General features: G+C 29.7%; 22 protein-coding genes and 1 other RNA gene. 9 read left to right on the forward strand and 14 right to left on the reverse strand.

Annotation, left to right across the window (positions count from 1 at the left end; genetic code table 11):
* Nucleotides 1–37: 37 nt before the first annotated feature.
* The 3 genes from nagB to B2P65_RS13580 form a co-directional block, all read right to left on the reverse strand.
* Nucleotides 38–781, reverse strand: coding sequence for a glucosamine-6-phosphate deaminase (gene nagB, locus B2P65_RS13570; RefSeq protein WP_346880304.1), 744 nt, complete (start codon nucleotides 779–781; stop codon nucleotides 38–40).
* A 355-nt stretch (nucleotides 782–1,136) separates the two neighbouring features.
* Nucleotides 1,137–1,541, reverse strand: a complete 405-nt coding sequence (locus B2P65_RS13575; RefSeq protein WP_346880305.1) for a type II secretion system protein — start codon at nucleotides 1,539–1,541, stop codon at nucleotides 1,137–1,139.
* 181 nt (nucleotides 1,542–1,722) lie between these two features.
* A complete protein-coding gene (locus B2P65_RS13580) occupies nucleotides 1,723–3,801 on the reverse strand; it encodes a hypothetical protein (protein ID WP_346880306.1) in 2,079 nt (692 codons plus the stop codon).
* A gap of 197 nt (nucleotides 3,802–3,998) precedes the next feature.
* Here B2P65_RS13580 and msrA point away from each other — a divergent pair, with 197 nt between their 5' ends.
* A complete protein-coding gene (msrA, locus tag B2P65_RS13585; protein WP_346848205.1) occupies nucleotides 3,999–4,565 on the forward strand; it encodes a peptide-methionine (S)-S-oxide reductase MsrA in 567 nt (188 codons plus the stop codon).
* Nucleotides 4,566–4,591: 26 nt separating this feature from the next.
* Nucleotides 4,592–5,938: a [Fe-Fe] hydrogenase large subunit C-terminal domain-containing protein gene (locus B2P65_RS13590; RefSeq protein WP_346848206.1), complete on the forward strand. Its 1,347-nt coding sequence runs from the start codon at nucleotides 4,592–4,594 to the stop codon at nucleotides 5,936–5,938.
* Nucleotides 5,939–6,029: 91 nt separating this feature from the next.
* Here B2P65_RS13590 and B2P65_RS13595 read toward each other — a convergent pair whose 3' ends face one another.
* Nucleotides 6,030–6,392 (reverse strand): metal-dependent transcriptional regulator, encoded by a 363-nt coding sequence (locus B2P65_RS13595; protein ID WP_035131426.1) that lies wholly within the window; start codon nucleotides 6,390–6,392, stop codon nucleotides 6,030–6,032.
* A gap of 230 nt (nucleotides 6,393–6,622) precedes the next feature.
* On the opposite strand from B2P65_RS13595, the gene B2P65_RS13600 reads away from it, so the two are divergent.
* From B2P65_RS13600 to B2P65_RS18090, 4 genes are all read left to right on the forward strand, one after another.
* Nucleotides 6,623–6,832 carry a FeoA family protein gene (locus B2P65_RS13600; protein WP_035131427.1) on the forward strand — a complete coding sequence of 70 codons (210 nt, stop codon included), beginning with the start codon at nucleotides 6,623–6,625 and terminating at the stop codon, nucleotides 6,830–6,832.
* Between the two features lie 21 nt (nucleotides 6,833–6,853).
* On the forward strand, nucleotides 6,854–7,075 hold the full coding sequence (locus B2P65_RS13605; protein ID WP_035131429.1) for a FeoA family protein: 222 nt from the start codon (nucleotides 6,854–6,856) through the stop codon (nucleotides 7,073–7,075).
* Between the two features lie 88 nt (nucleotides 7,076–7,163).
* The gene (gene feoB, locus B2P65_RS13610) at nucleotides 7,164–9,188 is read left to right on the forward strand and encodes a ferrous iron transport protein B (protein ID WP_414632448.1); all 2,025 of its coding nucleotides are present in this window, start codon (nucleotides 7,164–7,166) and stop codon (nucleotides 9,186–9,188) included.
* A 13-nt stretch (nucleotides 9,189–9,201) separates the two neighbouring features.
* Nucleotides 9,202–9,342: a FeoB-associated Cys-rich membrane protein gene (locus tag B2P65_RS18090; protein WP_346884983.1), complete on the forward strand. Its 141-nt coding sequence runs from the start codon at nucleotides 9,202–9,204 to the stop codon at nucleotides 9,340–9,342.
* Nucleotides 9,343–9,475: 133 nt separating this feature from the next.
* Here B2P65_RS18090 and brxC read toward each other — a convergent pair whose 3' ends face one another.
* Entirely contained in the window at nucleotides 9,476–13,006 is a 3,531-nt protein-coding gene (brxC, locus tag B2P65_RS13615; RefSeq protein WP_346880307.1) for a BREX system P-loop protein BrxC, read from the reverse strand.
* 285 nt (nucleotides 13,007–13,291) lie between these two features.
* On the opposite strand from brxC, the gene B2P65_RS13620 reads away from it, so the two are divergent.
* Nucleotides 13,292–13,849, forward strand: coding sequence for a hypothetical protein (locus B2P65_RS13620; protein ID WP_346848209.1), 558 nt, complete (start codon nucleotides 13,292–13,294; stop codon nucleotides 13,847–13,849).
* 148 nt (nucleotides 13,850–13,997) lie between these two features.
* Here B2P65_RS13620 and B2P65_RS13625 read toward each other — a convergent pair whose 3' ends face one another.
* Nucleotides 13,998–15,257, reverse strand: a complete 1,260-nt coding sequence (locus B2P65_RS13625; protein WP_346880308.1) for a cytochrome P450 — start codon at nucleotides 15,255–15,257, stop codon at nucleotides 13,998–14,000.
* 214 nt (nucleotides 15,258–15,471) lie between these two features.
* The gene (locus B2P65_RS13630) at nucleotides 15,472–16,485 is read right to left on the reverse strand and encodes a type II CAAX endopeptidase family protein (RefSeq protein WP_346880309.1); all 1,014 of its coding nucleotides are present in this window, start codon (nucleotides 16,483–16,485) and stop codon (nucleotides 15,472–15,474) included.
* Nucleotides 16,486–16,795: 310 nt separating this feature from the next.
* Between B2P65_RS13630 and ssrS the strand changes: the two genes are divergently transcribed.
* Nucleotides 16,796–16,988: non-coding RNA, 6S RNA (gene ssrS, locus B2P65_RS13635), on the forward strand.
* A 157-nt stretch (nucleotides 16,989–17,145) separates the two neighbouring features.
* Here the strand turns inward: ssrS and abc-f are convergent.
* The 4 genes from abc-f to B2P65_RS13655 form a co-directional block, all read right to left on the reverse strand.
* The gene (abc-f, locus tag B2P65_RS13640; RefSeq protein WP_346880310.1) at nucleotides 17,146–19,122 is read right to left on the reverse strand and encodes a ribosomal protection-like ABC-F family protein; all 1,977 of its coding nucleotides are present in this window, start codon (nucleotides 19,120–19,122) and stop codon (nucleotides 17,146–17,148) included.
* 531 nt (nucleotides 19,123–19,653) lie between these two features.
* The gene (locus B2P65_RS13645; RefSeq protein WP_346876715.1) at nucleotides 19,654–20,229 is read right to left on the reverse strand and encodes a GNAT family N-acetyltransferase; all 576 of its coding nucleotides are present in this window, start codon (nucleotides 20,227–20,229) and stop codon (nucleotides 19,654–19,656) included.
* Between the two features lie 142 nt (nucleotides 20,230–20,371).
* Complete coding sequence (locus tag B2P65_RS13650) at nucleotides 20,372–20,941, reverse strand: HD domain-containing protein (RefSeq protein WP_346878847.1); 570 nt, start codon at nucleotides 20,939–20,941, stop codon at nucleotides 20,372–20,374.
* A gap of 176 nt (nucleotides 20,942–21,117) precedes the next feature.
* Nucleotides 21,118–21,621, reverse strand: coding sequence for an Rrf2 family transcriptional regulator (locus B2P65_RS13655; RefSeq protein WP_346871548.1), 504 nt, complete (start codon nucleotides 21,619–21,621; stop codon nucleotides 21,118–21,120).
* 205 nt (nucleotides 21,622–21,826) lie between these two features.
* Between B2P65_RS13655 and B2P65_RS13660 the strand changes: the two genes are divergently transcribed.
* The gene (locus B2P65_RS13660) at nucleotides 21,827–22,198 is read left to right on the forward strand and encodes a pyridoxamine 5'-phosphate oxidase family protein (protein ID WP_346880311.1); all 372 of its coding nucleotides are present in this window, start codon (nucleotides 21,827–21,829) and stop codon (nucleotides 22,196–22,198) included.
* 266 nt (nucleotides 22,199–22,464) lie between these two features.
* On the opposite strand, the gene B2P65_RS13665 is transcribed toward B2P65_RS13660, so the two are convergent.
* The 3 genes from B2P65_RS13665 to B2P65_RS13675 all read right to left on the reverse strand — a co-directional run bounded on the left by B2P65_RS13665 (nucleotide 22,465) and on the right by B2P65_RS13675 (nucleotide 24,663).
* Entirely contained in the window at nucleotides 22,465–22,593 is a 129-nt protein-coding gene (locus B2P65_RS13665) for a hypothetical protein (RefSeq protein WP_346876719.1), read from the reverse strand.
* 384 nt (nucleotides 22,594–22,977) lie between these two features.
* A complete protein-coding gene (locus B2P65_RS13670; RefSeq protein ID WP_346880312.1) occupies nucleotides 22,978–23,820 on the reverse strand; it encodes a hypothetical protein in 843 nt (280 codons plus the stop codon).
* Nucleotides 23,821–24,006: 186 nt separating this feature from the next.
* On the reverse strand, nucleotides 24,007–24,663 hold the full coding sequence (locus B2P65_RS13675; protein ID WP_346846887.1) for an HAD family phosphatase: 657 nt from the start codon (nucleotides 24,661–24,663) through the stop codon (nucleotides 24,007–24,009).
* Between the last annotated feature and the right edge of the window lie 97 nt (nucleotides 24,664–24,760).

Consider the following 24,760-nt stretch of genomic DNA (forward strand, 5'->3'; position numbering starts at 1 on the left):
GGAGTGATTTTAAATAAAAAATCACTCCTTTTATAAATTAAATTTTCGCCTTTTTTTCAATGGTAGAAAGAGCATCTTTATCTGCGATAACAGTTAAATTAGGATGTAATTGTAATATTGAAGCAGGAACTTTTGGTGTAATTGCTCCTAAAAGAGCTTCATACAAAATGTCCGCCTTACTAATTCCATTTACTACTAAAAGAATTCGTTTTGACTGCATAATAGCCTTTATTCCCATAGTAATAGCATACTTAGGCACTTCTTCAATACTATTAAAGAATCTTGAATTAGCATCAATAGTCCTTTTATTTAACTTAACCTTATGAGTGTTCTTTTCAAAGACTTCTCCCGGTTCATTAAACCCTATATGTCCATTATGACCTATACCTAAAAGTTGAAGATCAATGCCTCCAAAATCTGAAATTAATTTATCATATCTACTACACTCTAAATCAATATTAGAAGCGAGTCCATTAGGTATATTAATATTATTTGACGGCATATTAATATGTTTAAAGAAATTTTTCTTCATATAAGAATGGTAACTTTGATTATGGTCTGGTGCCAAACCATAGTATTCATCTAAATTTACACTATGTACCTTCGAAAAATCCAATTCTCTATCATTGTATATATCAATTAACTGCTTGTATACTCCTAACGGAGTAGAACCAGTGGCAAGTCCTAATACAGAGTTTGGGTAAAGTATAACTTGAGCAGAAATTATATTGGCAGCTTTTCTACTCATACTTTCATAATCTTCTGCTTTAATAACATTCATTTTTATTCCTCCTCTGTGCTTAAGTTCAATTACAAATAGGTTGTATGCTCTCCTTAAGTTTAATTTAGTATATAATAGAATATATATTCTATTATAACATATATTACATAAATAAATTTTAATATAAAATTTAATTTCGTAACTTATGCCAATAAAAAAAGAGCGGAAAATAATTGCATCACCTTCCTATGAACTACTTTCAGGAATAGCTAATAGGAAAAATGTTTAAAATCCACTCTCTTATATTTTATATATTATAGAAGTTTGTAAAATATATCGTTTTATTAGGGTTCAGATCATTAATTATGTATTATCTAGATATATTTTAAGATTAATTTACTAGGTTATATATCTATTATTCTGTATCTTTATCATCCGCTCCTAATATATACTCAGGGTAAAATTGTGTTCCTTTTCCAGCTGTAACAGTAATTACATTATTAGTTAAAGCTACAGTAAAATTAGTTTTTAAAGATTGTGATGTTGGAAATTTACCATCAAAATATTTATTACCTATTTCCGTTATATCACTTTCATCAATAGGTCCTGAAGCTTTTATATCTCCCTCTATTATCTCGGTTTTAACTGCCATAGCTATGGCATTAGCATTTGAAACATCTGTTTTTTCTTTAGCTTCACTAACCTTAGACACCATTGTTGGTGCTACTGCTAAGGCTAATACACCTATTATACCTAAAACTACTAATAACTCAATTAAGGTAAATCCCTTTTTCTTAGATCTATTAATTTTCTTATTCATACTATTCCTCCTTTCCTTTTAATTTAAGAACTTATGTAACAATTTATGTACATAAACTATGTTATCCATTAAATACATTTTTATACAATATTTTATATTTTTATAATTATAAATATATTTTCTTCATAAATAAAAACACCTAGGCTTTATTTCAATCCTAGGTGTTTACGATATTTACATACTAATTCTCTGTTAACTTTTCATTACATTTTTCTTTTATAAGAAAAGCTTCATCATAATGATCATCAATAACTATAGCTTCTTCTGCACACTTTAATGCTTCTTTAAACTTTCCATCTTTAAAATATATTTTAGCTTTAAGCAAGTAGTATCTTTCATCATCAGACATCTCTATAGCATTATTAATAAAAGTTAAGGCTTTATCATATTGAAAATCAACTATAGCATAAAAATAATAGGCTATTATATAGTAAATTTTATCTTGCCTTGTATATAAATTAAATATACCCATTAAGAAACTAAGAATTTCCTTTCTTGAAAGAAAAGTTTTTCTTACGGTACCTCTATTCATATCTTTATAGGACATCTTAAATAAATAATCCACTGCTTCTGTGTACTTATATCTTCTAATATAAATACACACCTTATTTAAATTCATATATAAATCATTAGGTGCTAGGGTAAGTGCTTGTTCTATATATCCCATGGACTTCTCATATTCCCCAATCTCAAAATGAGTTCTTGCTAAAAGGTTAAAGTATTTACCATTGTCACTTTTTAAACTAATAGCCTTATTAAGATTATATATAACCTCTGAATAAGAAAAACAGTCTAAATTATGAACTCCAACTAAATCCTTTAAGGAGGTTTTAGAACTATTTAAAAGTCTCAACACTAATACAATTGCCCTTCCTTTTCTATAATACCCATGGGGACCATCACTTTTCACCTCAATGAGCCTATCATATATATTTATGGCTTTATTATAATTTTGTATCACTTTGTATACTGATTGGTTTTTTACAATAACTTCATATTCCTCACCTAATTCCAAAGATAACACTTCTATATAATCATACCAAAAATCATTATCTAGTTCTAAATTAATAGCCCTCTTACAGTTGTGTATTATTCTGTCACATCTATCATCTAAAGTTAAATATTCATCTTCCTTTATCCTATGAATTTCATCTCTAAGGAGATCTGACATACTTTTTTTATACTCATCATAATTTCCCTTATATATATCTTCAGCTTCATACATTTTTTTAATTATACACTCATAGCTTTGAACTTTTATATTATAAGGTGATTTCTTATTTCTAGTTATGCCATCTAATACCTCTAATGCCTCATCATATCTTTTTAGTTTCATAAAAATAAAACCTTTATGATACAAGTAATCATAGTAATCTCTATTTTTAATGCCTATAACTTCATTTAAAACCGTTAAAATTATATCTACATCCTTAGTAAGTGAAGTTCTTTCCATAACAGCATCAATAAAGTCCCTCACCTTATTATCTATATAGGTTTTATTAATGTACTCCCTATCCTCATACTCTGAATTGCTTTCTATTTGATATAGAATTTTATATATATTAATCATCCCTAAAAAGTAATCATTATCAATTAAAATATATTTTCCTTCTTCAACTAACTCTAGATATTTTACACTTACATATTCAGAACTACTATGATAGTGATCATTTTCTTCTTCCTTAAGAATAACTTGAAGAAGTTTCATATAGTTTTCATAAAGATTATAATAATCTCTTATATTTATAAATTTCTTTATGTTATCTAAATATTGATTTTTTAAAATTCCCCCTAGTCTAGCTAAATTTTCACCAAATATCTCTACATCTCCATAACTACTATAACTAGAGAGAGCATAATTAAGTCCTTCATAATAGGTTTCGAAAGCTTCTTCAAACCTATCTAATCTTTCTAAAGTTTTTCCTTTATGATTATAAATAAACTCATCTACTGTTATTCCAAAGGATAAATTTATATAATAAAGTGCTTTTTCATAATCTTCCTCCTCGTAATATGCAAAGGATAAAAGGTCATAAACTTCATCAGTTTTATTAAAGGTCATAGCCTTTTCTAAGGTATGAAAAGCATCCTTCATTCTATCCAGCTTAAGGAGCATCTTTCCCTTTAATATGTAATAATCATATCCTTTATCATGATCTATCACACTATCTAATTTTAACAGTATCTTTTCAGCTTCTACCTTGGTTATATTATTATAATTATCATATTTTTCTTCTATGTTAAATTTGTTGTAATCCATATTCCCTCCTAAACATAAGATAAGCCCTACGCATCCATATTCAATTTTACCATATATGGATATAAATCTAAATTAATAAATGATTAACTTTCATATATTGTCATATTATTTATATTTCATATGGACTATAATTACTATATATTTCTTTAAAATATGGTAATATATAATTAAAAACAAAATTTAGGAGGCAATTGAAAATGCAGAATATTAATAGTGAAAATTACAAAACTGCTATATTTGCTGGTGGCTGCTTTTGGTGCATGGTATCCCCTTTTGATGTATTAGATGGAATTATAAGTGTTACTTCTGGGTATACTGGAGGTGAACTTAAAAGCCCTACCTATAAAGATGTAAAATCTCAAGGTACAGGTCATTATGAAGCTATTAAAATTATATATGATTCTACTATCATCTCCTATGAAAAGCTCTTAGATGCCTTTTGGAGACAGATAGATCCAACGGATGATGAAGGTCAATTTCAAGATAGAGGTTCTTCCTATATTGCTGCTATCTTCTACATGGATGAGAATCAAAGAATAATTGCTGAAAAATCTAAAAAAGTTCTAAATGATTCAGGTAGATTCCCTGAAGAAATAGTTACTAGGATTCTTCCGGCATCAACCTTCTATGAAGCAGAAGAATATCATCAAGAATTTTATAAAACCCATCCTACAGAATATAAAAAGGATAGAAGTATATCTGGAAGAGATGAGTTTATAGCAAAATATTGGGGTGATGATTATTATAAAATATATGAAGACTAAAATATTTTAAGATTGGATGTGCTGTTATGAAAAAACAACATAGTGAATTATTTAAAATCCTTATCAATGCCTACTATAATGATAAATTAGAGAATGTTATTGAAGAATTATTAAAGGATAATATAGTTGATAAAGAAGCCTTAGCGGGAGAAATTTCTTCTCTCTGTGGAGTGAATTTGTCCTTTAGTAATAATTACATAGAAGATTTAAAAAAAGCCATAAATAATTATGAATCAGATCATAAAATTGTTAATAAAATTAAACTATGTAAAATGGAGTGTAAAGTAGATTGTGATGGAAAGACAAAATGTCAAGAAAGCTGCCCCTTTGATGCTATTTTATATGATGAAAAAACTAAGTGTACTTATATAGATAATGATAAATGTACTGATTGTGGGTTCTGTGTGGAAGGATGTCCAACTGGAAGCATTCTAGATACTGTTGAATTTATGCCTCTTGCTAAACTTTTAAAGGAAAATACTCCTGTAGTAGCTGCTGTAGCCCCTGCTATAATGGGTCAATTTGGAGATAGCACCATTGAACAACTTAGAACTGCCTTTAAATCTCTTGGATTTACTGATATGGTGGAAGTAGCATTCTTTGCAGATATGCTTACCCTTAAAGAAACCATTGAATTTGATGCTCATGTTAAAACTAAATCAGATTTTATGATTACATCTTGCTGCTGTCCTATGTGGGTTGGCATGATAAAAAAAGTATATAAGGATTTATTGCCACATACATCTCCTACTGTATCTCCAATGATTGCAGCTGGTAGGGTGTTAAAAAAATTAAACCCAGATGTAAAGGTAGTATTTATAGGACCATGTGTAGCAAAAAAGGCAGAAGTTAAATCTCCTGACTTGATTGGTGACATTGATTTTGTTCTTACTTTTGCAGAATTACAAGAGATTTTTGAAGCCTTTAATGTAGTTCCAGAAACCCTTGAAGGCACTACCTCCATGGAATATGCATCACGAGGTGGAAGGCTTTATGCACGTACCGGTGGAGTTTCAATTGCCATTGAAGATTGCATAGAAAGAATGTTCCCTGAAAAATATAAACTTGTAACTCCTATTCAAGGTAACGGAATAAAAGAATGTAAGGAAATATTACAAGATCTTCAAAAAGGTATTATAAAAGGAAACTTCATTGAAGGAATGGGATGTGTAGGTGGATGCGTTGGTGGGCCAAAAGCTATTGTCCCTAAAGATAATTCTAAAATTGCCGTAGATACCTTTGCAGATAACTCTAAATATAAAGTTGCCTACGATAGCCCAGTAATGAATGGAATCTTAGATGCCATTGGCATATTCACCATAGAAGATTACAAAGATGAAAACAAAACTGAAATATTTCATAGAGACTTTTAAAAACACTATCTCTATGAAACTTCCTACTAGATTAATTTATCTCTCACAAAAATTGAGCATGCACTTTAATATAAGTGGATGCTCAATTTTTTTATTTATATAATTCCTTCATTTTTTCAAAGGCTTCATTACTTAGAATGTGTTCTATGCGGCAGGCATCTCCATCAGCTACTTCTTTAGATACTTTTAAAGTGTCCATGAGATATTTAGTGATGAGAGTATGTCTTTCATATATTTCACTGGCCTTTTTCATGCCTTTTTCTGTGAGAGTTATCTCCCCTCCTTGTTCCATGGTTATAAACTCAGCTTTTTTCAGTATGCCCATGGCTCTGCTAATGCTAGCCTTTGTATAACCTAATTCATTTGCTATATCTATAGAACGTACAGAGCCCTTTTTTCTCTGAAGCAATAAAATAGTTTCTAAATAATTTTCTCCGGATTCATGTATTTTCATAATAATCTCCTGTATAGTTTCTTTTAACCTATTTTATCATAGGTTAAATTTTCATTCAACTTTCCAAAATTATTCTTTACTTATTTAAAATAACCCAATATATGAAAATTATTCTCATTTTCAGTTGACATCATAAATCATTTATAGTAAACTCAAAATATAGGTTAGTTAAAGCTAACTTATGTTTTTCAATATTAGTTAGCTTGTGCATACTTAAAGGAGGGATTTATATGCCACTTACTATGGCCAAATCTGGAGAAAAAGTTTTTATAAAGAAAATTAATGGTAAAGAAGAAACGGTGAGATTTTTAAAAAGCCTAGGATTTATTGTAGGTGAAAGTATAACTCTTATTTCAGAGTTAGGTGGAAATATAATTATTAATGTTAAAGATAGCCGTATTGCTATAGATAAATCTATGGCAAATAGGATTATTATATAGGAATTATTTTAGGAGGTAATTATGAATACATTAAAGGATGTAAAGCCAGGACAGACTGTTACAGTACTTAAAATTCAAGGAGAAGGTGCTGTGAAACGTAGGATTATGGACATGGGAGTTACTAAAGGCTCTTCTATTCATCTTAGGAAGATAGCTCCCTTAGGAGATCCTATTGAGATAACTATTCGAGGATATGAACTTTCTATTAGAAAATCTGATGCTGAAAAAATATTAGTTGAATAGTTTTTGATTCTAAAATTTTCATAGAGTTAAATCTATGTATATTTTTCATTAGTAAGTTAGCATTGGCTAACATTTAGGGGGGATTAAAATGGGTATAAAAATAGCTCTTGCTGGAAACCCAAACTGTGGTAAGACCACAATTTTCAATGAACTTACAGGGAGTTCCCAATATGTAGGAAACTGGCCTGGAGTAACTGTAGAAAAGAAAGAAGGAAAATTAAAAGGACACAAGGATGTAACTATCGTTGATTTACCAGGGATTTATTCATTATCACCTTATACCTTAGAAGAAGTTGTAACTCGTAATTTCTTGATTGATGAAAGACCAGATGTGATTATTAATATAGTTGATGGATCAAATATTGAAAGAAATCTTTATTTAACAACTCAACTCGTAGAACTTGGAATTCCTGTAGTTATAGCCTTAAATATGATGGACGTAGTAAATAAAAATGGAGACATAATAAACACTTCAAAGCTTTCTAAGTCACTTGGATGTGAAGTATTAGAAACCTCTGCCCTTAAGGGAAAAGGTCTAAAGGAATTATCTGATAAGGCTGTAGAAATTGGTAAAAGTACTCCAAAGGTTACCTTATTAAATACCTTTAGTAAGGATACAGAAGAAGTTATAAGTAACATAGAAAAACTGTTAAAAGGAAATTCTTTAATAAAAAATCCACGTTGGTTTTATATTAAACTCTTTGAAAGAGATGAAAAAGTTCTAGAATATTTAAAACTAGATAACAATACAAAAGATAAATTAGATAATTTAATTAATAACTATGAGGAATCTCTTGATGACGATGCGGAAAGTATTATTACCACTGAACGTTATGACTACATAGGTAAAATAATTACCTCCTGTGTTAAAAAGAAAAACAATTCTAACTTAACTACTTCAGATAAAATAGACAAAGTTGTGACTAACAGATGGCTTGCCCTTCCAATTTTTGCACTAGTAATGCTAGGTATATATTATATTGCAGTTACTACTATTGGAGCTATAGTCACTGACTGGGTAAATGACACCCTTTTTGCTGAGCTCATTCAAGGGAATGTTTCTGACTGGTTAATAAATATGCAGGTAGCTGACTGGTTACATGGACTAATTGTAGATGGTATTATCGGTGGTGTTGGTGCCGTTCTTGGATTTGTACCACAAATAATGGTATTATTCTTCTTAATATCTTTACTAGAAGACTGTGGTTATATGGCTCGTGTAGCCTTTATCATGGACAGAATCTTCCGTAGATTTGGTCTATCTGGAAAATCTTTTATCCCTATGTTAATAGGTTCTGGTTGTAGTGTTCCTGCCATTATGGCAAGTAGAACCATTGAAAATGATAGAGATAGAAAAATGACTATAATGCTTACTCCATTTATTCCATGTAGTGCTAAACTACCAGTATTTGCGCTACTAGCTGGTGCCTTCTTCCCTAGTCAACCTTGGGCAGCACCATCAATGTACTTCTTAGGTATAGCCATGGTTATACTTTCAGGAATAGTACTTAAGAAAACTAAGTTATTTAAAGGTGATCCAGCTCCTTTTGTTATGGAACTGCCACAATATAGAATACCTAGCTTAAAAGGACTTCTTATCCACATGTGGGACAGAGGAAAAGCCTTTATCATAAAAGCTGGTACTATTATCTTTGTAGCTTCAGGTCTTGTATGGTTTTTACAATCCTTTAGCTGGTCTTTACAAATGGTAGACGCGCAAGATAGTATATTAGCTTCCATTGGAAACGTAATAGCTCCTATATTTGCACCTCTAGGATTTGGTAACTGGCAATCTGCCGTTGCTACTGTAACAGGATTCTTAGCTAAAGAAAATGTAGTTGCTACCTTTGGTGTACTATTTGGATTAGGTGCTGAACTAACAGAAAGTGATCCTAACTTAGTTTCAACTATGGGACAACTATTTAATGTAGTTAGTGCTTACTCTTTCATGGCGTTCACCCTACTAGCTGCTCCATGCTTTGCGGCTATTGGTGCTACAAAACGTGAAATGGGCTCTTGGAAATGGACATTTATCGCTATAGGATATCAAACAGGTTTGGCCTATGTGGTTTCCTTAATCATTTATCAAGTTGGACGCTTAATCTTTTTATAAAGGAGGTGTTACTATGGCAACATTTTTAATCGGTGCTGTAGTTATAGGTGCTATGATATTAGTATCAGTAAAACAATTTAAGAAACAATCTCAAGGTGACGGTTGTGGCTGTGGTTGCTCAGGTTGCTCCCAGGCTAGCAAGTGTCATAGATAAAATAAAGGGGCTTTTGCAAAATAGATAACTCTATTTTGTGATTGTCCTATCAAAAAAACTGAAATCAAAATTTGATTTCAGTTTTTTTATTGAAAATATTTCTGAAAATATAATCTTTTATTTAAATTATGGTTTAAACTAATCTTATTGTTGTATCTTCCTTCAACTCTTCTTTTAATCGCTTTCTTAAGTTTTCTAATAATAATTCTATGTCCTCATGATTTTTTATAGCCCTTTCATCCTTAACCAATTCCATCACACTAAGTACTTTAGCAATGTTTTCTCTTCCAGTTTCTAAAGTAATTTCATTTAACCACCTTAACTTTAGTTTCTCTCCAAGTTTATACATTGATAATATAACTGGAAAACTCTTTGAACATAGAGTTTTCTTAGTAAGGTTTTCAAAGTCTTCATTAATTTTACCTTCAAATTCATTATAGAAATCATAGCCCTTCAAGTTTTCTATAACTTCATCCTTACAAGCTTTAATAAATTCTATTGCTGGAGTTATATCTTTATTTAATAGATCTAACACCCTATTATTATACTTTTCTATAAGTGGTGGTAGCTGAGGAATCCTGTTATATGGCTCTTTCATCCTTAAAATACCATATAGTTCTTCTACTAGTCCTTCTATTTCAGAATCATATATAAATTCCTTATTTTCTTCAAAGGAATTAAGGATGTCTGTAGCAGCATCAAAGATTATTCTCTGCTCTCCTCTTACATTTAAGTCAACTGTATTGTTTTCTTTTCTATAAAAAAATCCCTTTATATTATCAACATAATCTATATAGTCTAGGAATTCTTCTTCTAAATCATAGACATACTTAAAAAATTCTTGGATGTCATCTATATTAAGTAGACCTTCAAATAAATTTTCACCTAGAAATACTATTTCTTTTCCAGGATAATCTTTATTTATTGAATAATTAAAATTCATATCCTTAATTTTCTTAAGTTCTTCTTTGCCTAATTCTTTGAAATACTTCATTAGAAGTTCTTCATCATTAGGTATAGAGCCTCCTCCAAAGAGTTCTTTAATTAACTTCCTAGCTGCATCTATATATTTACTAGGTACCTTTTCTCTACTAATAACTATAACCTTTTCTTCATACTCTCCCTTAACTAGGTAATCTACTATATCATTGCTATTAGAAGACACTACCTCATTAGCATATATAATACTTATATATTGCTTTTTAAATAGCTTCAGGAGTATCCCTTGAATATCTAGATCCTTCCAACCATAGGGTGGACTTGTAAATCTAGCTAATATGCTTTTCACCGTTAATTTAATACTTCTCATGGTACTAGTTAATATATAATTATTTACTTCCTCCAAGGCTAATTTATTTGCCTCATTATCTTCTATAGTTCTTTGACGAGTATCAGCTTCCACTATATTATATAGTTCCCTACTATTATATGTAAACTCTGTAATGTAGTTTATTTTGTTAAACCTTGAATCTACAAGGGTTCTTAATCCCTCATTGATTCTACTCACTAAACCTTTTACCTTAATGTTTAAAAGAGAGCCACTTACATATATATCTGACCATCTTAAAGCTTCCTCTATTAAGAATTTAGCCCTTTTTAACCTGAGTTCTCTTTCCTTAGTTTTTTTTATCTTAATATCCTCCATGTGAATAGTTGATATTAGGGTACCTTTAAGCCTTATATAACCCTCTATTTTAAGTATATTTTCAATTTCCTCTATATAATTATCCTGGTTTGATATATCAATTATCACATTATTTTCTCTATCAGATAATTCCTTAAGATAATTTTTACTAACCCCTTCTACTAAATTATAATTAGCAGTTATAATCCTAATTCCTACAGGATTTTTTTTAGACCCTCTTACCTTTTCATCTATTAACTTATTAAAACTAAAAGAATAAATTTTAGAATAGGCAAACTTAGAATTTTCATATATATGTTCAAAAACTATCTCACCTATCCTTTGAGCAATCTCTCCACTATCAATTGTCATATTTTTTATCTCTTTATTTACCTCTTGTTCCTGAATTGTTAAAAATACAAATTCATCACCATTTTTTTCAACCAGAGTTTCTCTGATAAGTTTACTTAATGACTCTTGCACCTGCTCCTTAACTTCTTTCTTTGAGGCTTCTATATTATCTATTAAAAGAGTAGATAAGTTCTCAATATTACCCTTTATTCCCCTAGCATATTTTATAAGGAATAGTAATTTAAGGACTTTAACATCATAGCTATTTAGCTTTTCATTATTTTCAGCATAACCAATAACTGTTCTAATAGAAGGGTCTAAAAAAGTTTCTATAGTATTATAAAAAGCTGAGAATGGAACTAAGGTTCCTATGTTTTTGTCCATATACTCAACTGCCACTTGCTTATACGCTCCCAGTAAACTTCTCTCGCCTTTAGACAAGCTTCTTCCAGCTACTCCATGGCTTCTTATGCCATTAAAAACATGTTGTAATAAGTTAAACTGATAAGGTACAAAGGGATAAACCTGTGCAAAATTATCCATGTCCTTATATAATTTCATGTCCACAGTATCTGCGGTGAAGGTTAAAAGATTTCTAATAAAAGATTCTCTCTCCTCATATAGACTTTGTAGCATCTCCATTGCCTGAGTTTTTTTTCTCAAAATACGTTTTTTAATTACTTCATCCACATTAGCAGAAGATAATGACAATCTTGTATTAAACCTTCCTTGAATCTTAGAAAAGTCATTGCCTTTACCTAAAGTAAACACATCTAAATCCTCTTGAGATGTAACAATAACCCAGCATCTACCTTCACATTTGCTACCTAAATCCTCCACCACTGTCTGAAGATTTAGCATAAGCTGAGTATCTTCTCCTAAATATTGGCCAATTTCATCTATTAAAAATACCACATGATGATTATTTCCCTTTAAATCACAATACTCCCTAACCCTAGAAGAAAACTTATCTATAGTTAAGGAATAATTTTCTTCACATTTACTATACCAGTTTCTTGCAGCATCTTCACTCATCTTAGTAGCCTTTGATAAAGCCTCTATTAAGGCATCCTCTTCATAATAAAAATCTTCCCTACCCTGAGTCCAAGGTTTTCCTGATATATGATGAAACACTTCTTTAAAATCTTCATATACCCCATCTTCAGTCATCTGTCTTTCCATATCAGCAATCCAAGGCATAGATCCACAAAAACCCTGCATTTCATTGAAAACCCTATTAAGTACATTAACAATAGCATCCCTATGGGATTCTGAAGCCCGGTCAGACTTAGAATCTATATTAAAAAGGATAGTATCTGTAGATTGGTTCTTTATAAGCTCCATATTCCTTAGGGTAGAATCCTGTAGTTCCTTACTATAAAAATAGTCTAAAGTACTTTTATTTCCTATGGTTTCATTAGATAAAACATAGGATAAAATCTTTAAAAAATGAGATTTACCGCTACCGAAAAATCCTGAAATCCATACTCCAATCCTATCAGTACTATCTAATATGCCTCTGCTGTATGCCTCAAAAAACTCATTAAAATTACTACGTAGCTCATCCGTAATCACGTATTCTTCAAGTTCCTGCTTTATATTCTCCTGGTCACATTGACCTACCTTAATTACACCTTTTATATCTCTATTAATTTCTTTCTCAAATAAATCCTTTAACTTTATGTTCATTTTGTTCCCCCTGGTTACTATTAACTTATTCCTAGACCTAGGTTATAAACAGGCTTTTCACTTAAGCCTTATGTAAACTTGCTTTAATATTATACCATATTACAACTAGCTGTAGACATTAATATAAAGCATATACGAATTCTATGGTTAATAATGTAACTTTAAACATTATTTACATACTATATTACATATGATTTAATATAAGTAAGAGAATATTTCCATATACTTATGGAAATAGAAAGGGGTACAGCTATAGTTAATAAGAAATAATAAGGGGTGCATAAAATGATAGAAAAGGGATTAAATAATTTTTTTTGGGGATTCTTGTTTATATCTTTAAACTTTAGAATTTGTGGTTTTGATATACTCCCCGATGTAATTGGATTTATACTATTTGCTATGGCATTTAGTCAGCTTAAAGAGCATAGCGAGCATTTTTCAAAGGCTTCAACATTAAATATCTTTACCCTAATACTTTCTATTTTTTCAATATATGAAGTTAAAAACAATAACGGTGGTATCACCTTTGGAATTTTAGGACCATTTGGTATTCTAGTAGGATTAGCTTCCTTAATATTAACCTTATATGTAATATACAATTTATTCATGGGTATGAAAGAAATGCTTAACAATCATGATAAACATATGTTAGCTGAAGAAGCTGATGATAGGTGGAATCAATATAAAGCATTAACTATTGCAAGTATATTAGCTTTTATAGTAATATTTATACCTGTAATAAATATCTTATATGTGTTAGGGTTATTTATTTTTGGTATAGTTTTCTTAGTAAAAACCATGCAATATTTTAGTAGTTGTAAAGATAGCTTTATTACCTCATAAAATTTCTTAATAAAAAAGTATTTGTTAACACCTTGATATCTGTAAACAACTTATATATTTAGTCTTAAAATCATTCACTATTCTTTATAAAGTGTTGAGCATGTAATTTAGTATTATTGCTAGTACATGCTCAATATTTATTAAAATCCTATGATTTTCTTCGCACATTCTTAATTACAAATCCACTTTTAGGTAATGTAGGCATTCTTACTAAACTATAAGTTAAATCTTGATCAGGAGTTTCAAACTCAATTTTGTTAACAAGAAAATCAAGGTATGCTTTCATTATTTCCATAGTGATATTCTCCCCAGGGCAGCGATGTCCCTTAAAGGGATTACCTCCACCTTGAGGTATGAAATTAAATAAGTTATCCTCCCATTCCTTAAAACGCTCTGGGCAAAACTCATAGGGTTTATCCCAAATTCTAGAATCGTGATTCGTGCCATATACATCAAGTAATACAAGCATTCCTTCTTTAAATTCATAATTACTCCAATTGAAATCCTTTTTTACTATCCCACCAAGAAAAGGTGTAAATGGATAGTAGCGGCGCACTTCTTGTATGAACATTTCAAGATAATCACTACCACCTTTTAATAGCTTTTCTTTATATTCTGGATGTTTATATAGAGCTAAAGCTGTAAATGTAATAAAAGTTGAAATAGCAACAATGGGTCTTAGTACGTTTATAAGTTCTATTGCTGCCATTTCGTCACTAAGTTCTTTACCATGAAGATCTTTATGAAAAGCCATTGCATAAAGTGCTGAATCTTCTTCTATCTTTAGCTTGTAAGAGCGTACATCTTTTATTATACCAACTATCCACTCTTCAGCTTTATTTCTTGCAATTCTGCCTTTCCAGTGACGTGGTCCAACTGCTCCAAATGCATCAACCATTGCACTAAAATCCTCAGCTATCTCTTTAACATCAGATTCTATTAGCGGAACTCCAGTCCACTTGCATGCAACTCTACATAAAATCTCTTTAGATTCTTGAAAAAGTATGACTTCATCATTGACTTTCCACTTATCAATACTAGCTTCCAAATCCTCTGATACAAGTTTTGCTAATTGTTCCCCATGGAATGGTGTCATTAAGGCCATGAAAAGTTTCTTTCTATGAAGATGTTCTTCTCCATCCATTGTTTGAATGGCATTCATACCAAATAATGTTTTTTGTATTCGTTTGGGTAATGCATTATTTTTTTTAAATCGTTCTTGGTCATAAAATATTTTTGCTCCTTCTCCCCCACTAATGCAAATAACTTTTTTCCCTAATAGTCGAGTCTCAAAAATATTAGTCTTAAACTGATCCATTCTATTTTTTATAAACATATATCCTTCCCGAGATAAATTAAAAAAACTCTCTATATCTTTATCTTTTTTATCAACTTCATCTATTATCATCTACTATCTACCCCTTTCTATCCACCTATATTTCCCACACTATCTAAAAATATTCGTGAAACTCAAATTCAATAGATTTTTATTTAAAAATTATAAAGCCAATGCTTAATTTAAAATCATAAGCACTGGCTTTTTACTATAACTATTAGTGTACATTAAAGATAAATATAAAGATATACACCTATGTAGTTTGGGTGGGTATCTTTATATATTACTATTCATTTATTTCTTCTGAAGTATGAGTTTTCTTTCTATATTCTTTTGTAGCTAAAAATGGCAAATAAATAATACTAAAAATCACAAAGGACAAAAGGACATCTTGCCACCTAATAACAGTATTTGAACCATCTGCACCAAAGAGTAGAAAACCAAGATTATTGTTTAAATAATGTATCATGGACACAGCCCAAATATTTTCCGTCTTAAGATATACATAGCCAAAGAAAACAGAGTAACATATACAAACTATAAGCTGAGTAACTATGCTATAAAAAGAGGTCTCTGGACTATAATAAAATAAATTTATTGGGAAATGCCAAAGTCCCCAAATTACTCCAAGTAAAAGTACACCCCATCTTTTACCAAACTTGTCCTGAAGTACTGGTTGTAAGAAATACCTCCATCCGTATTCCTCTCCAAAGAAAAGAAAATAAGTAAATAAAAAATTTAATGGTAAAAGCAGAAGTAATTTAAAAATAGTCGGATACTTAAGGTATGTAAAAAAATCATCAAGGGATCCACTTATAGCACAGGATATTAAATTTGCTAATAAGTAAAGTACAACAAAAATAAGAATATAGAATAATGATTTCTTACCATTCTTTTTTATGCTAAGTCCAAACTCTTCCCTGGTTTTGCTATCTTCAATACCTAGCATAATAAGTCCCAGAAAACTTCCTGCTGTGACTAATATTCCAGCTACAATCTCTGGCTCACCATATCCAGTAAAGGTCTGTATAGAAAGTATAATTACTGATACCATTGAGAAAATCAAAAATACTCCAAAAAACTTTTTAGGTGCCCTTGTTCTTATTTCCTTGTTACATAAGAATGCAAACATAACTCCCATGGATGGGTAATACATTTGTACGAGGGGAAATGCACCTACAGCCCCTTTAGAATATGCAAAAGCCATTAAAAATCCCATTAATGCTGTAATTCCAAAACATACTATAAAGAATATAATAACAGTACCTTTGCCACTGTGTTGCTTATCCAAATTTTCCATAAATATTCTCCTTATATTTATTACTGTTATACTAAGATAAGTTATATGTATATTTATGTAATTTCATTATATAACTAAGTTTTTACCTCATATAACTAAGTTGCTACATTAAAATATAATAAATAAAAAACATAAATATTCAACAACTTCATTATATCAAAATTACTAAATATATACAAATCATGGTATTTACCTTAAATTAAAGTAAAACATTAAAGGATTAATTTACCATAAAAAAATATATTGTACATTAAACTAAAATATGATATTATAATCTCACATCAAGGAAATGACTAATAAATAAAAAGTTAAATTTCTGGAATATGCGTTAAACTCTTATTTTGAACCTACATTTAATTTTAGGGAGTTCAATATTTAAATGAGGAAATGTACCTTCTTGTGAGTCCTTTTCACGGCATTGAGGGCGATTGAGACATCTGTGAGGACACCCACCTATCGTGAGATAGGCTTCAAAATTAGAGTACCGGTATTTTGGATTTTATATTAAAATTTAAGCCAAGCTTATAGTCTTAAGCGTTGGCTTTTTGTTTTTATCCGATGACTATCAGNNTTCTTCAAAATGGGAGTAAAGAGAAGTTACGTCCCTGGATAACGATTTCTACAACTTTTAACTAATCTAATTACAGTTACCTATAGTTATTAATTTAGACTTACCCACAATTCCATAGCTTCATCACGCTTACTACTTAACTCTTCTTTTTTGCAGTATAACTTATTAAGCTCTTCATAATCCAACTTGTCATCAGTCATGGTTACATCAATATCCTTTATTTCATTTTCAAGGCCTTCAATGATTCTTTCAACCCTAGCCTTTTCCACTTCCTTCTGTTTATCCTCATCAACCTTTTTAGGTTTCTTAACTTTTTCAGCTTTTACCACGGGCTCTTTAATCTCTTGTAGCTTAAGCTGCTCTTTTACATTTTTATAATAATCATAATTTCCAGGATAGCTTTTAAAACCATTGTCTTCAATGGCAATTACTCTTTCACTTATTTTATTAATAAAATATCTATCGTGGGATATGAAAAATATAGTTCCTTTAAAATCTTCTAGAGCTTCTTCAAAGTTTTCTATGGAGTCAATATCAAGATGATTAGTAGGCTCATCCAATATCAATAAATTCACGTCTTCATATAATAGCTTACCTAGTTTTAGTCTTATTCTCTCTCCCCCAGATAAATGCTTTACTTTTTTAAATACACTATTCCCATAAAACATGAATTTTGATAGATATTCACGTGCTTGACCTTCAAGTATTGAAATATCTTCTCTAAAGCACTCTAGTACAGTAAACTCCTCATTTTTAAAGGTGATTTTCTGTGGTAAATATGCAGCCATTACATTAGCACCTAATTCCACTACACCAGAATCTGGCTTTTCTTCATCTAAAAGCATTTTCAAGAAAGTAGTTTTACCACTACCGTTTGGGCCTATTAATGCTGCTCTTTCACCGAAATGAATCAATAAATCTACATCTCTTAAAATAACCTTATCATCAAAAGATTTAGAAATCCCTTTAGCCTTAATTGTCTCATTACCAGATCGTTCACCATCTTTAAAGTTAAGCTTCATATTCTTTCTTTCAAACTTTGGTTTTTCAGTTCTTACATATTGACCCCTGGTTCGATAAAATTTATCACTTTCAGTATCACTACTTTTCATTTTATCAAGCTTTTTTTGTAGACTAGCAGCTCGTTTAAAGAATTTATTATTATCTACCCTAGCTGCCCAATCCCTTAACTCCTTTATAGCGTTCTGTACATTCTTAATCTCCTTTTGCTGCTCCTTATATTGGTGAAATTGTTCAAGGATATTCTCTTCTTTTTGCTTTGAAAAATCAGAATAATTTCCTTTATAAGTCTTACTTTCCATATCCTCTATTTCTATAATCTTTGTTACCACATTATCTAAAAAGTATCTATCATGAGATACAATAATTACAATACCATTGTAGCTTTTAAGATAAGCTTCAAGCCATTCAGTTGACTCCATATCCAGATGATTTGTAGGCTCATCTAGTAGTAATATATCTGGGTTATCTATGAGCAGTTTGCCAAGGACAACCGTAGTTTTTTCGCCACCACTTAATAAATTAAATTCTTTATTTAAAAAGCTTTCATCTAATTTTAACCCAGTACAAATCCTACTTAATTTTTCTTCTGTATTGTATCCATCTTTAACTTCATATAATTCAACTAATTGGCTATACTGCTTCAGAGCTTTTTCTAAATTATTATCTTCTAAAAACTTCATTCTATCTTCTAATTCACGCATTTTATTCTCTATGCTATAAACTTCTTCAAAAGCTAATTTTAGAACATCAATAACCTTTATGCCATCTTCATACTTAGGAATTTGCTCAAGGTATGCACAAGTAGCTTCTCTAGGCTTACAAATGAAACCTTCATCATATCCTGGACTTGTAGCTCCCGGATACCCAATACAATAATTCATTGGTAACACTCCTGCTATTAACTTAAGAACAGTACTCTTTCCACTTCCATTAACCCCTACTATACCAACTTTTTCTCCTGAAAAAATCTGAAAGGATATATTTTTAAGAACAAGAGTTGCATCCATATATTTTTTTACACCATTTAATGTTAATTCGAACATAAAAATTCCTTCTTCCATCAATAATTCTAATTATGCATTTCATGGATAGGCACAAAAACACCTTAATTATTATAACTTTTTATTATTTAAAAATAAAAAACTGTAAGAAGATGGTTTCTTCTTACAGTCAGAAATACTCTAATACTATTATAATTTACTTAAATAAGATATAGGTTAAAAACATATTATTATGCTATATATCCCATTATATAACTCTTCAAAGCTTTTTCTCCAATAGTTAAAGCTTTTTGAAATATTATAAATTATAGTATCAATTTCAATAAAGTAAGTTACCTTCTAAATGCCTTATTCCATAAAGAGCACAATAATAAAACCTAAATATAATTAGGTAAATTAAAACTCATTATAAAATATATTAATTATTAAATTAAAATTAATATTAGCAAATAGCTGGTTTCATAACTTACTTCCTCCTCTTGGCGTTTTTTTTATTATACCATTTTTAATATATTATGTAAATACATTTAAAAACTGTATCAACATAGCTATTTAAATCCACCAATTTAAGACCTATACTATGATTTTCTGTGCATTTTCATGGGTATCATCATATTCTTCTCTAAGTAGTGAACACATATATCTATCAACTAGTTTCCCCTTATTTTTAACACTTTTTCTCATTAATCCTTCTACTTGAAATCCTAAACTGGTTAATAAAGCTAAAGAGCCTGTATTCTCCTTTTGTAAAGTTGCATATATCCTAGCTAACTTTAGTTCCTGAAATGCATACCTAATAAGCATTTGTGCTGCTTCTTTGGTATAACCCTTATTCCAAAATTTTTTTCTTATCCAATATCCAATTTCTCCATTTTCATATTGATAATTAATATTACTTAAGGAAACAACTCCTATAAAGTCATCTGTATTTCTATTGAAAATACCCAGTTCTATGCAAGAATCATCTTTTATAGAATTTAAGTACTTTATATAGCTTTCAGCATCTTCTAAAGTATATGGGTATGGAACTTCATGCATATATTTTGTCTGTTCAAAATCATTTATGTTTTCTTGAAGGGTCTTTGCATTAACTTTGGTTGTAAGCGTTTCCAAATAAATTCTTTCACCTATTAACAAAAGCTTTCTCACAACAACTACTCCTTTTAAAATTATATTTTTAGGTAAATTACAACTTTACCTAATTATAACTCAATATATAAAAAGTTCAATGATAATTTTATAGGGTGAATAAAAATTCACCCTATAAGTCACTGTTATTTATTCTAAAAAACTAAGCTTCATTCTTATGAGCTATTTTTTCTTTCGTTCTTTGGTCAATTTCTTTCTTCAGCTCTCTTAAATAAGGAGAGAATTCCACCTTATCCGCACCATAAGTAAGTTGCAAGTCATATTCTAGCGGAATCCAAGTACTAATATCCGCCTCGTTATGCTGAATGACTGCTTCTAAATTGTCTAAAGCTTTATAAAGCTTTGCTTCATCAGTCTCAAGTTCATTCATTTCCTTTAAAAGTTCTGTGAATTCCTCACGATAAGGAGTATGGAAGGTTGCGATCCATTTGAAAAACATCTCATCCTCTTTTTCACTATCTTCTTCTTTCTTCTCAAATGTAGGAATATCACCAGTAAAGGCTTCACCTAAATCATGAATCAAACACATACGAATTACCTTGTTCATATCAATCTCTGGAAATTCATCACGCATTAATAATGCCATTAATGCAGTACGCCAGCTATGTTCTGCTACACTTTCATGGCGTCCGCTCGATGTCCATGAGTGCCTAGTATTGCATTTTAGTTTTTCTGCTACTGTTAATATTTCTAGAAATGTTGCTGTATTCATACGAAGGTCCCCCTAGAATTTTTATTTGTGGAATATTATAACAAATACATATAAATAAGACCACGCCTATTTGGCTAAAAGTAAATAAATGAAGTTAATTTAAATTATAGATTTCCTAAAATATAATGAAAAAAATCTAAAATATGGAACTTCATTAAGGTGTAGTTCACCTTATTTTATTTTCTTTTATTACTAAACCATTCAATTGTTGCTTTTTCCACATCTTTTGGAAGCTTTTTATTATACACCTCATCATATAGCCATGCCAATGTCTTATTATTTAAATATTTTTTCATTTCATCTTCTGCTTCTAACATTACAACTTTTATTAAACAAGGACATTTGGTATGTGTATCTGGCAAATTCTCTTTATCTAATAATATATTTTTTTGTCTAATTTCTGCACATTGAAAAAATGATTCAGTTCCTTCTACTGCTTCAACAACATCCCAAAATGTTATTTCTCCTGCACTACGAGCTAGTGCATAACCACCTTTTACACCTGGTATAGATTTTACAATTCCTGACTTACTTAATTTTGCATATACTTTTGATAAGTAAGTTTCTGAGATACCTTGAAATGCCGCCAAATCCTTTATTCCCACAGATTTACCTTCTTCTAAATTTACCATATATAATAAACAATGTATTGCATATTCTACTCCTACTGAAAATTTCATTTTTCATACTCCTTTGATATATATAGTCTTTTATTAATAATATCCTATTATTTATTCTTCTTCAAGATAATCATGTTCCATTAAATATATACTCTCTTACAAAATATCTCCATTGACAAAAGGGAAAAAAATTATATTCTTATTAAAGACAACTATTGTCCACGATAATTCTTATCCATAATTTATAAGAAAGAAGGAATGTGAAATGTTTACAGATAAATTTTTTGAGGTACTAAATCATAAAGGAGTAGTTTCTATTGTTACTTGTGCAAATAATACAGCTCATGTCGCTAATACATGGAACAGTTATTTAATTGTTGTAGAAGAAAATAAAATCTTAATTCCTGCAGCAGCTATGATTAAAACAGAAGAAAATATTAATGCTAACCCTAAAGTTAAATTGACTCTTGGTAGTAAAGAAGTAATGGGTTACAAATATATGGGAACTGGATTTTTACTTGAAGGAACTGCCAAATTCCTAAAAGATGGAGATAACTTTAAGATGATGAAAGAAAAGTGCCCATTCCTTACAAGAACATTAGAAGTTACAGTTACCTCATGCAAACAAACACTGTAAAGAATATTAAACTCAATCAGAGAAACTATGCTAAGAAAAATAAGGCCTAGAATTAGTTCTAGGTCTTATTTTTTATATAATTTTATATCTTCTTTCTAACTTTTTAATTCAAAAATAAAAAAATGCTTCATAAAAAATATTATCTAATTAAAATTGAACCTCTACCAAAACTAAATACTACTTGGGCTGTCAAATGAGCAATAGCTAACTATTGGCATTTTTTATCAAATAGAAATTAGTGTTTTACACCCTTTTCATAATAAATGCTACCCTCTGTTTGTCAAATATTCTCCTTTACTTTCACCGAATCTAATGTCTTCATCTGTATAAGCAAGTCTTCTAACCTCTATGATATTATGAGCATCTTCAATTTTAACCTTTTCAAGATGTAACATAGATTAATCTCCAACATTTTATATTTTTCATTTTTAGGTATATTAAATCCCACTTTCAAAATATGAAAACCTCTGAAACCAACATGGCGACAACAACTAGTTTAATAGTTAAATATTTTTATAGTTAACTATGTTTATATATTTATAGTTAAATAGTTCTCTATATACATTTTTACCTATGTAAATAGTTATGTATATACCTAGATGTGTTCTAAATTAGGTAAAAGTATAATTTTTTTTATTTTAATATATCAATTGACTTATAGACAAGATAAGAAAAATATGAAGTAATTAGATTTTAACTTGTCATTTGAAAACCGAGCAATACTGTGAAATAGTTATCTGATATATAGTTTAAAAATATTCTTTTAGTATTAGTTTATTTTAGTCCAAATTAAACACTACACATATAAGTAATCCTATTTCACAAATCGAAAATAATTGAGCACAAAAATAAGTTTTATAGAAATCATCGGACTGTCGTTTTTCAAGTAAATATATAAAAAATATCATTAATGAAAATATAATTCCTATAATTAAACCAAATATGCCTTCATTTTTAAACGAAAACCAAATACCATTTTGTATTCCATATTTTGTAAAATAATAAGCAAATGTCGGAATGGCAATTATATTTGTTGGTATGAATACTTTCAATTTAATAAATTGTGAAATAAAAGCTAAAAAGAATATTGCACCTAGTATAGCAAGGAACAACAAGATATCTTTAAAAGGAAACCCTATAACTTTTCCTGCCTTTTCATTATTACTGCCCAAAACGATTTTCTCACAATAAATTGCTTTATGGGTATGGGTTAGATATCCTATTTTATAAAAATCATATTTACTTACACCAGATGAAAAGAAAAATTCAACCTCTTCTCCTGTAGACAGATAAACATAGTCTGTTGGGTCTTTGCTATAATGTTTTATTTCTACTACTTTCCCAGTGACATAATTTAGTTTTCCAGTTATTAATTGAGGAATATCAAGAAAGTTCGGTTTAAGAAAGTAAATTGTTATGCCCATAACGATTATAAACCAAATAACTTTCCATGGACTAACCTTACTTATATCCCATCTTTTTCTTTTAGAAAAACTTTCTAAATAATTATATCTATGTTTTTCTTTCGTTGCATTTTTTTTAATGCCTAAAAGCCAATTAGAATTTAATGCTATTATAAGTCCTATTATTAACCAGAATATGATTCCAATTATAAAAAACATGTTTGAAACATCCTCATTCTTTTACCACCTTAAAATTTTCAATATATATTAGGGTTTATTCAATGTATATCGCTCTTATTTAATTGAATAATGTTCGTACTAATTTACAATTTTCATTTATAAATATAGTTATACAAACTTATTGTAACATAATTACAATATTTAGTTTGTTATATTAGAACTATGTTAGTGATAAAAGCTATCTGCCAGCTCTATTCTCTTAAGAATGTCCGTTAAATCGTCTGTATCAACTACATACATCGCACTCTCTTTAACTTTCGGTGAGCTGTTTATTGCGATAGAGCCTCCACAGTATTGAAAAATTGGAATATCTGTTGAACCATCACCTACAGCAATGCATTCTTCGGGTTTAATACTATTGTTACTACAAAAATCTTGTAAACACTCAATTTTTTGTTCCGCCCCAATATAATTAAGGATTTTTCCAGTAAATACTCCTTCAACTACTTCATAATCACTACCATAATAATAATCAAATCCCCAAATATCACATACAACTTTGGCTACTTGCTTTGGACCGACAGTAATAACAATACATTTAATATTTTGTTCATGTAATGCTTCAACTACACTCTTGATATTTTTTAAAGGTTTTGCAATCTCTAAAAAAGATTGAGCGATTTTACGTTCTTCAAGACCTAAAAGCAATTCTGATCTAAGGTAATCTGCTGATATATAGTCAAGCAGTCCTTTTTCTTCCTGTTCTTGAATGAGAGAGTGCTCTTTTTCTTTCCCATTTAAAATGCATGGCAACATAACGGAATGAATTTCTCTAATGAGAGTATCATCCAAGTCAAAACAAACAAGTTTCAAATTTTTCACTCTAAATACACCATCCTAAAATATAAGTTATACAATTGTAAACTTATTATAACATAATTACAATAATATGTATGACTATATATTAAAAAGCACCTCC

Origin of the sequence: Clostridium sp. UBA3061, from assembly GCF_002367465.1 — a bacterium.
Taxonomy (GTDB): domain Bacteria; phylum Bacillota; class Clostridia; order Clostridiales; family Clostridiaceae; genus Clostridium_J; species Clostridium_J sulfidigenes.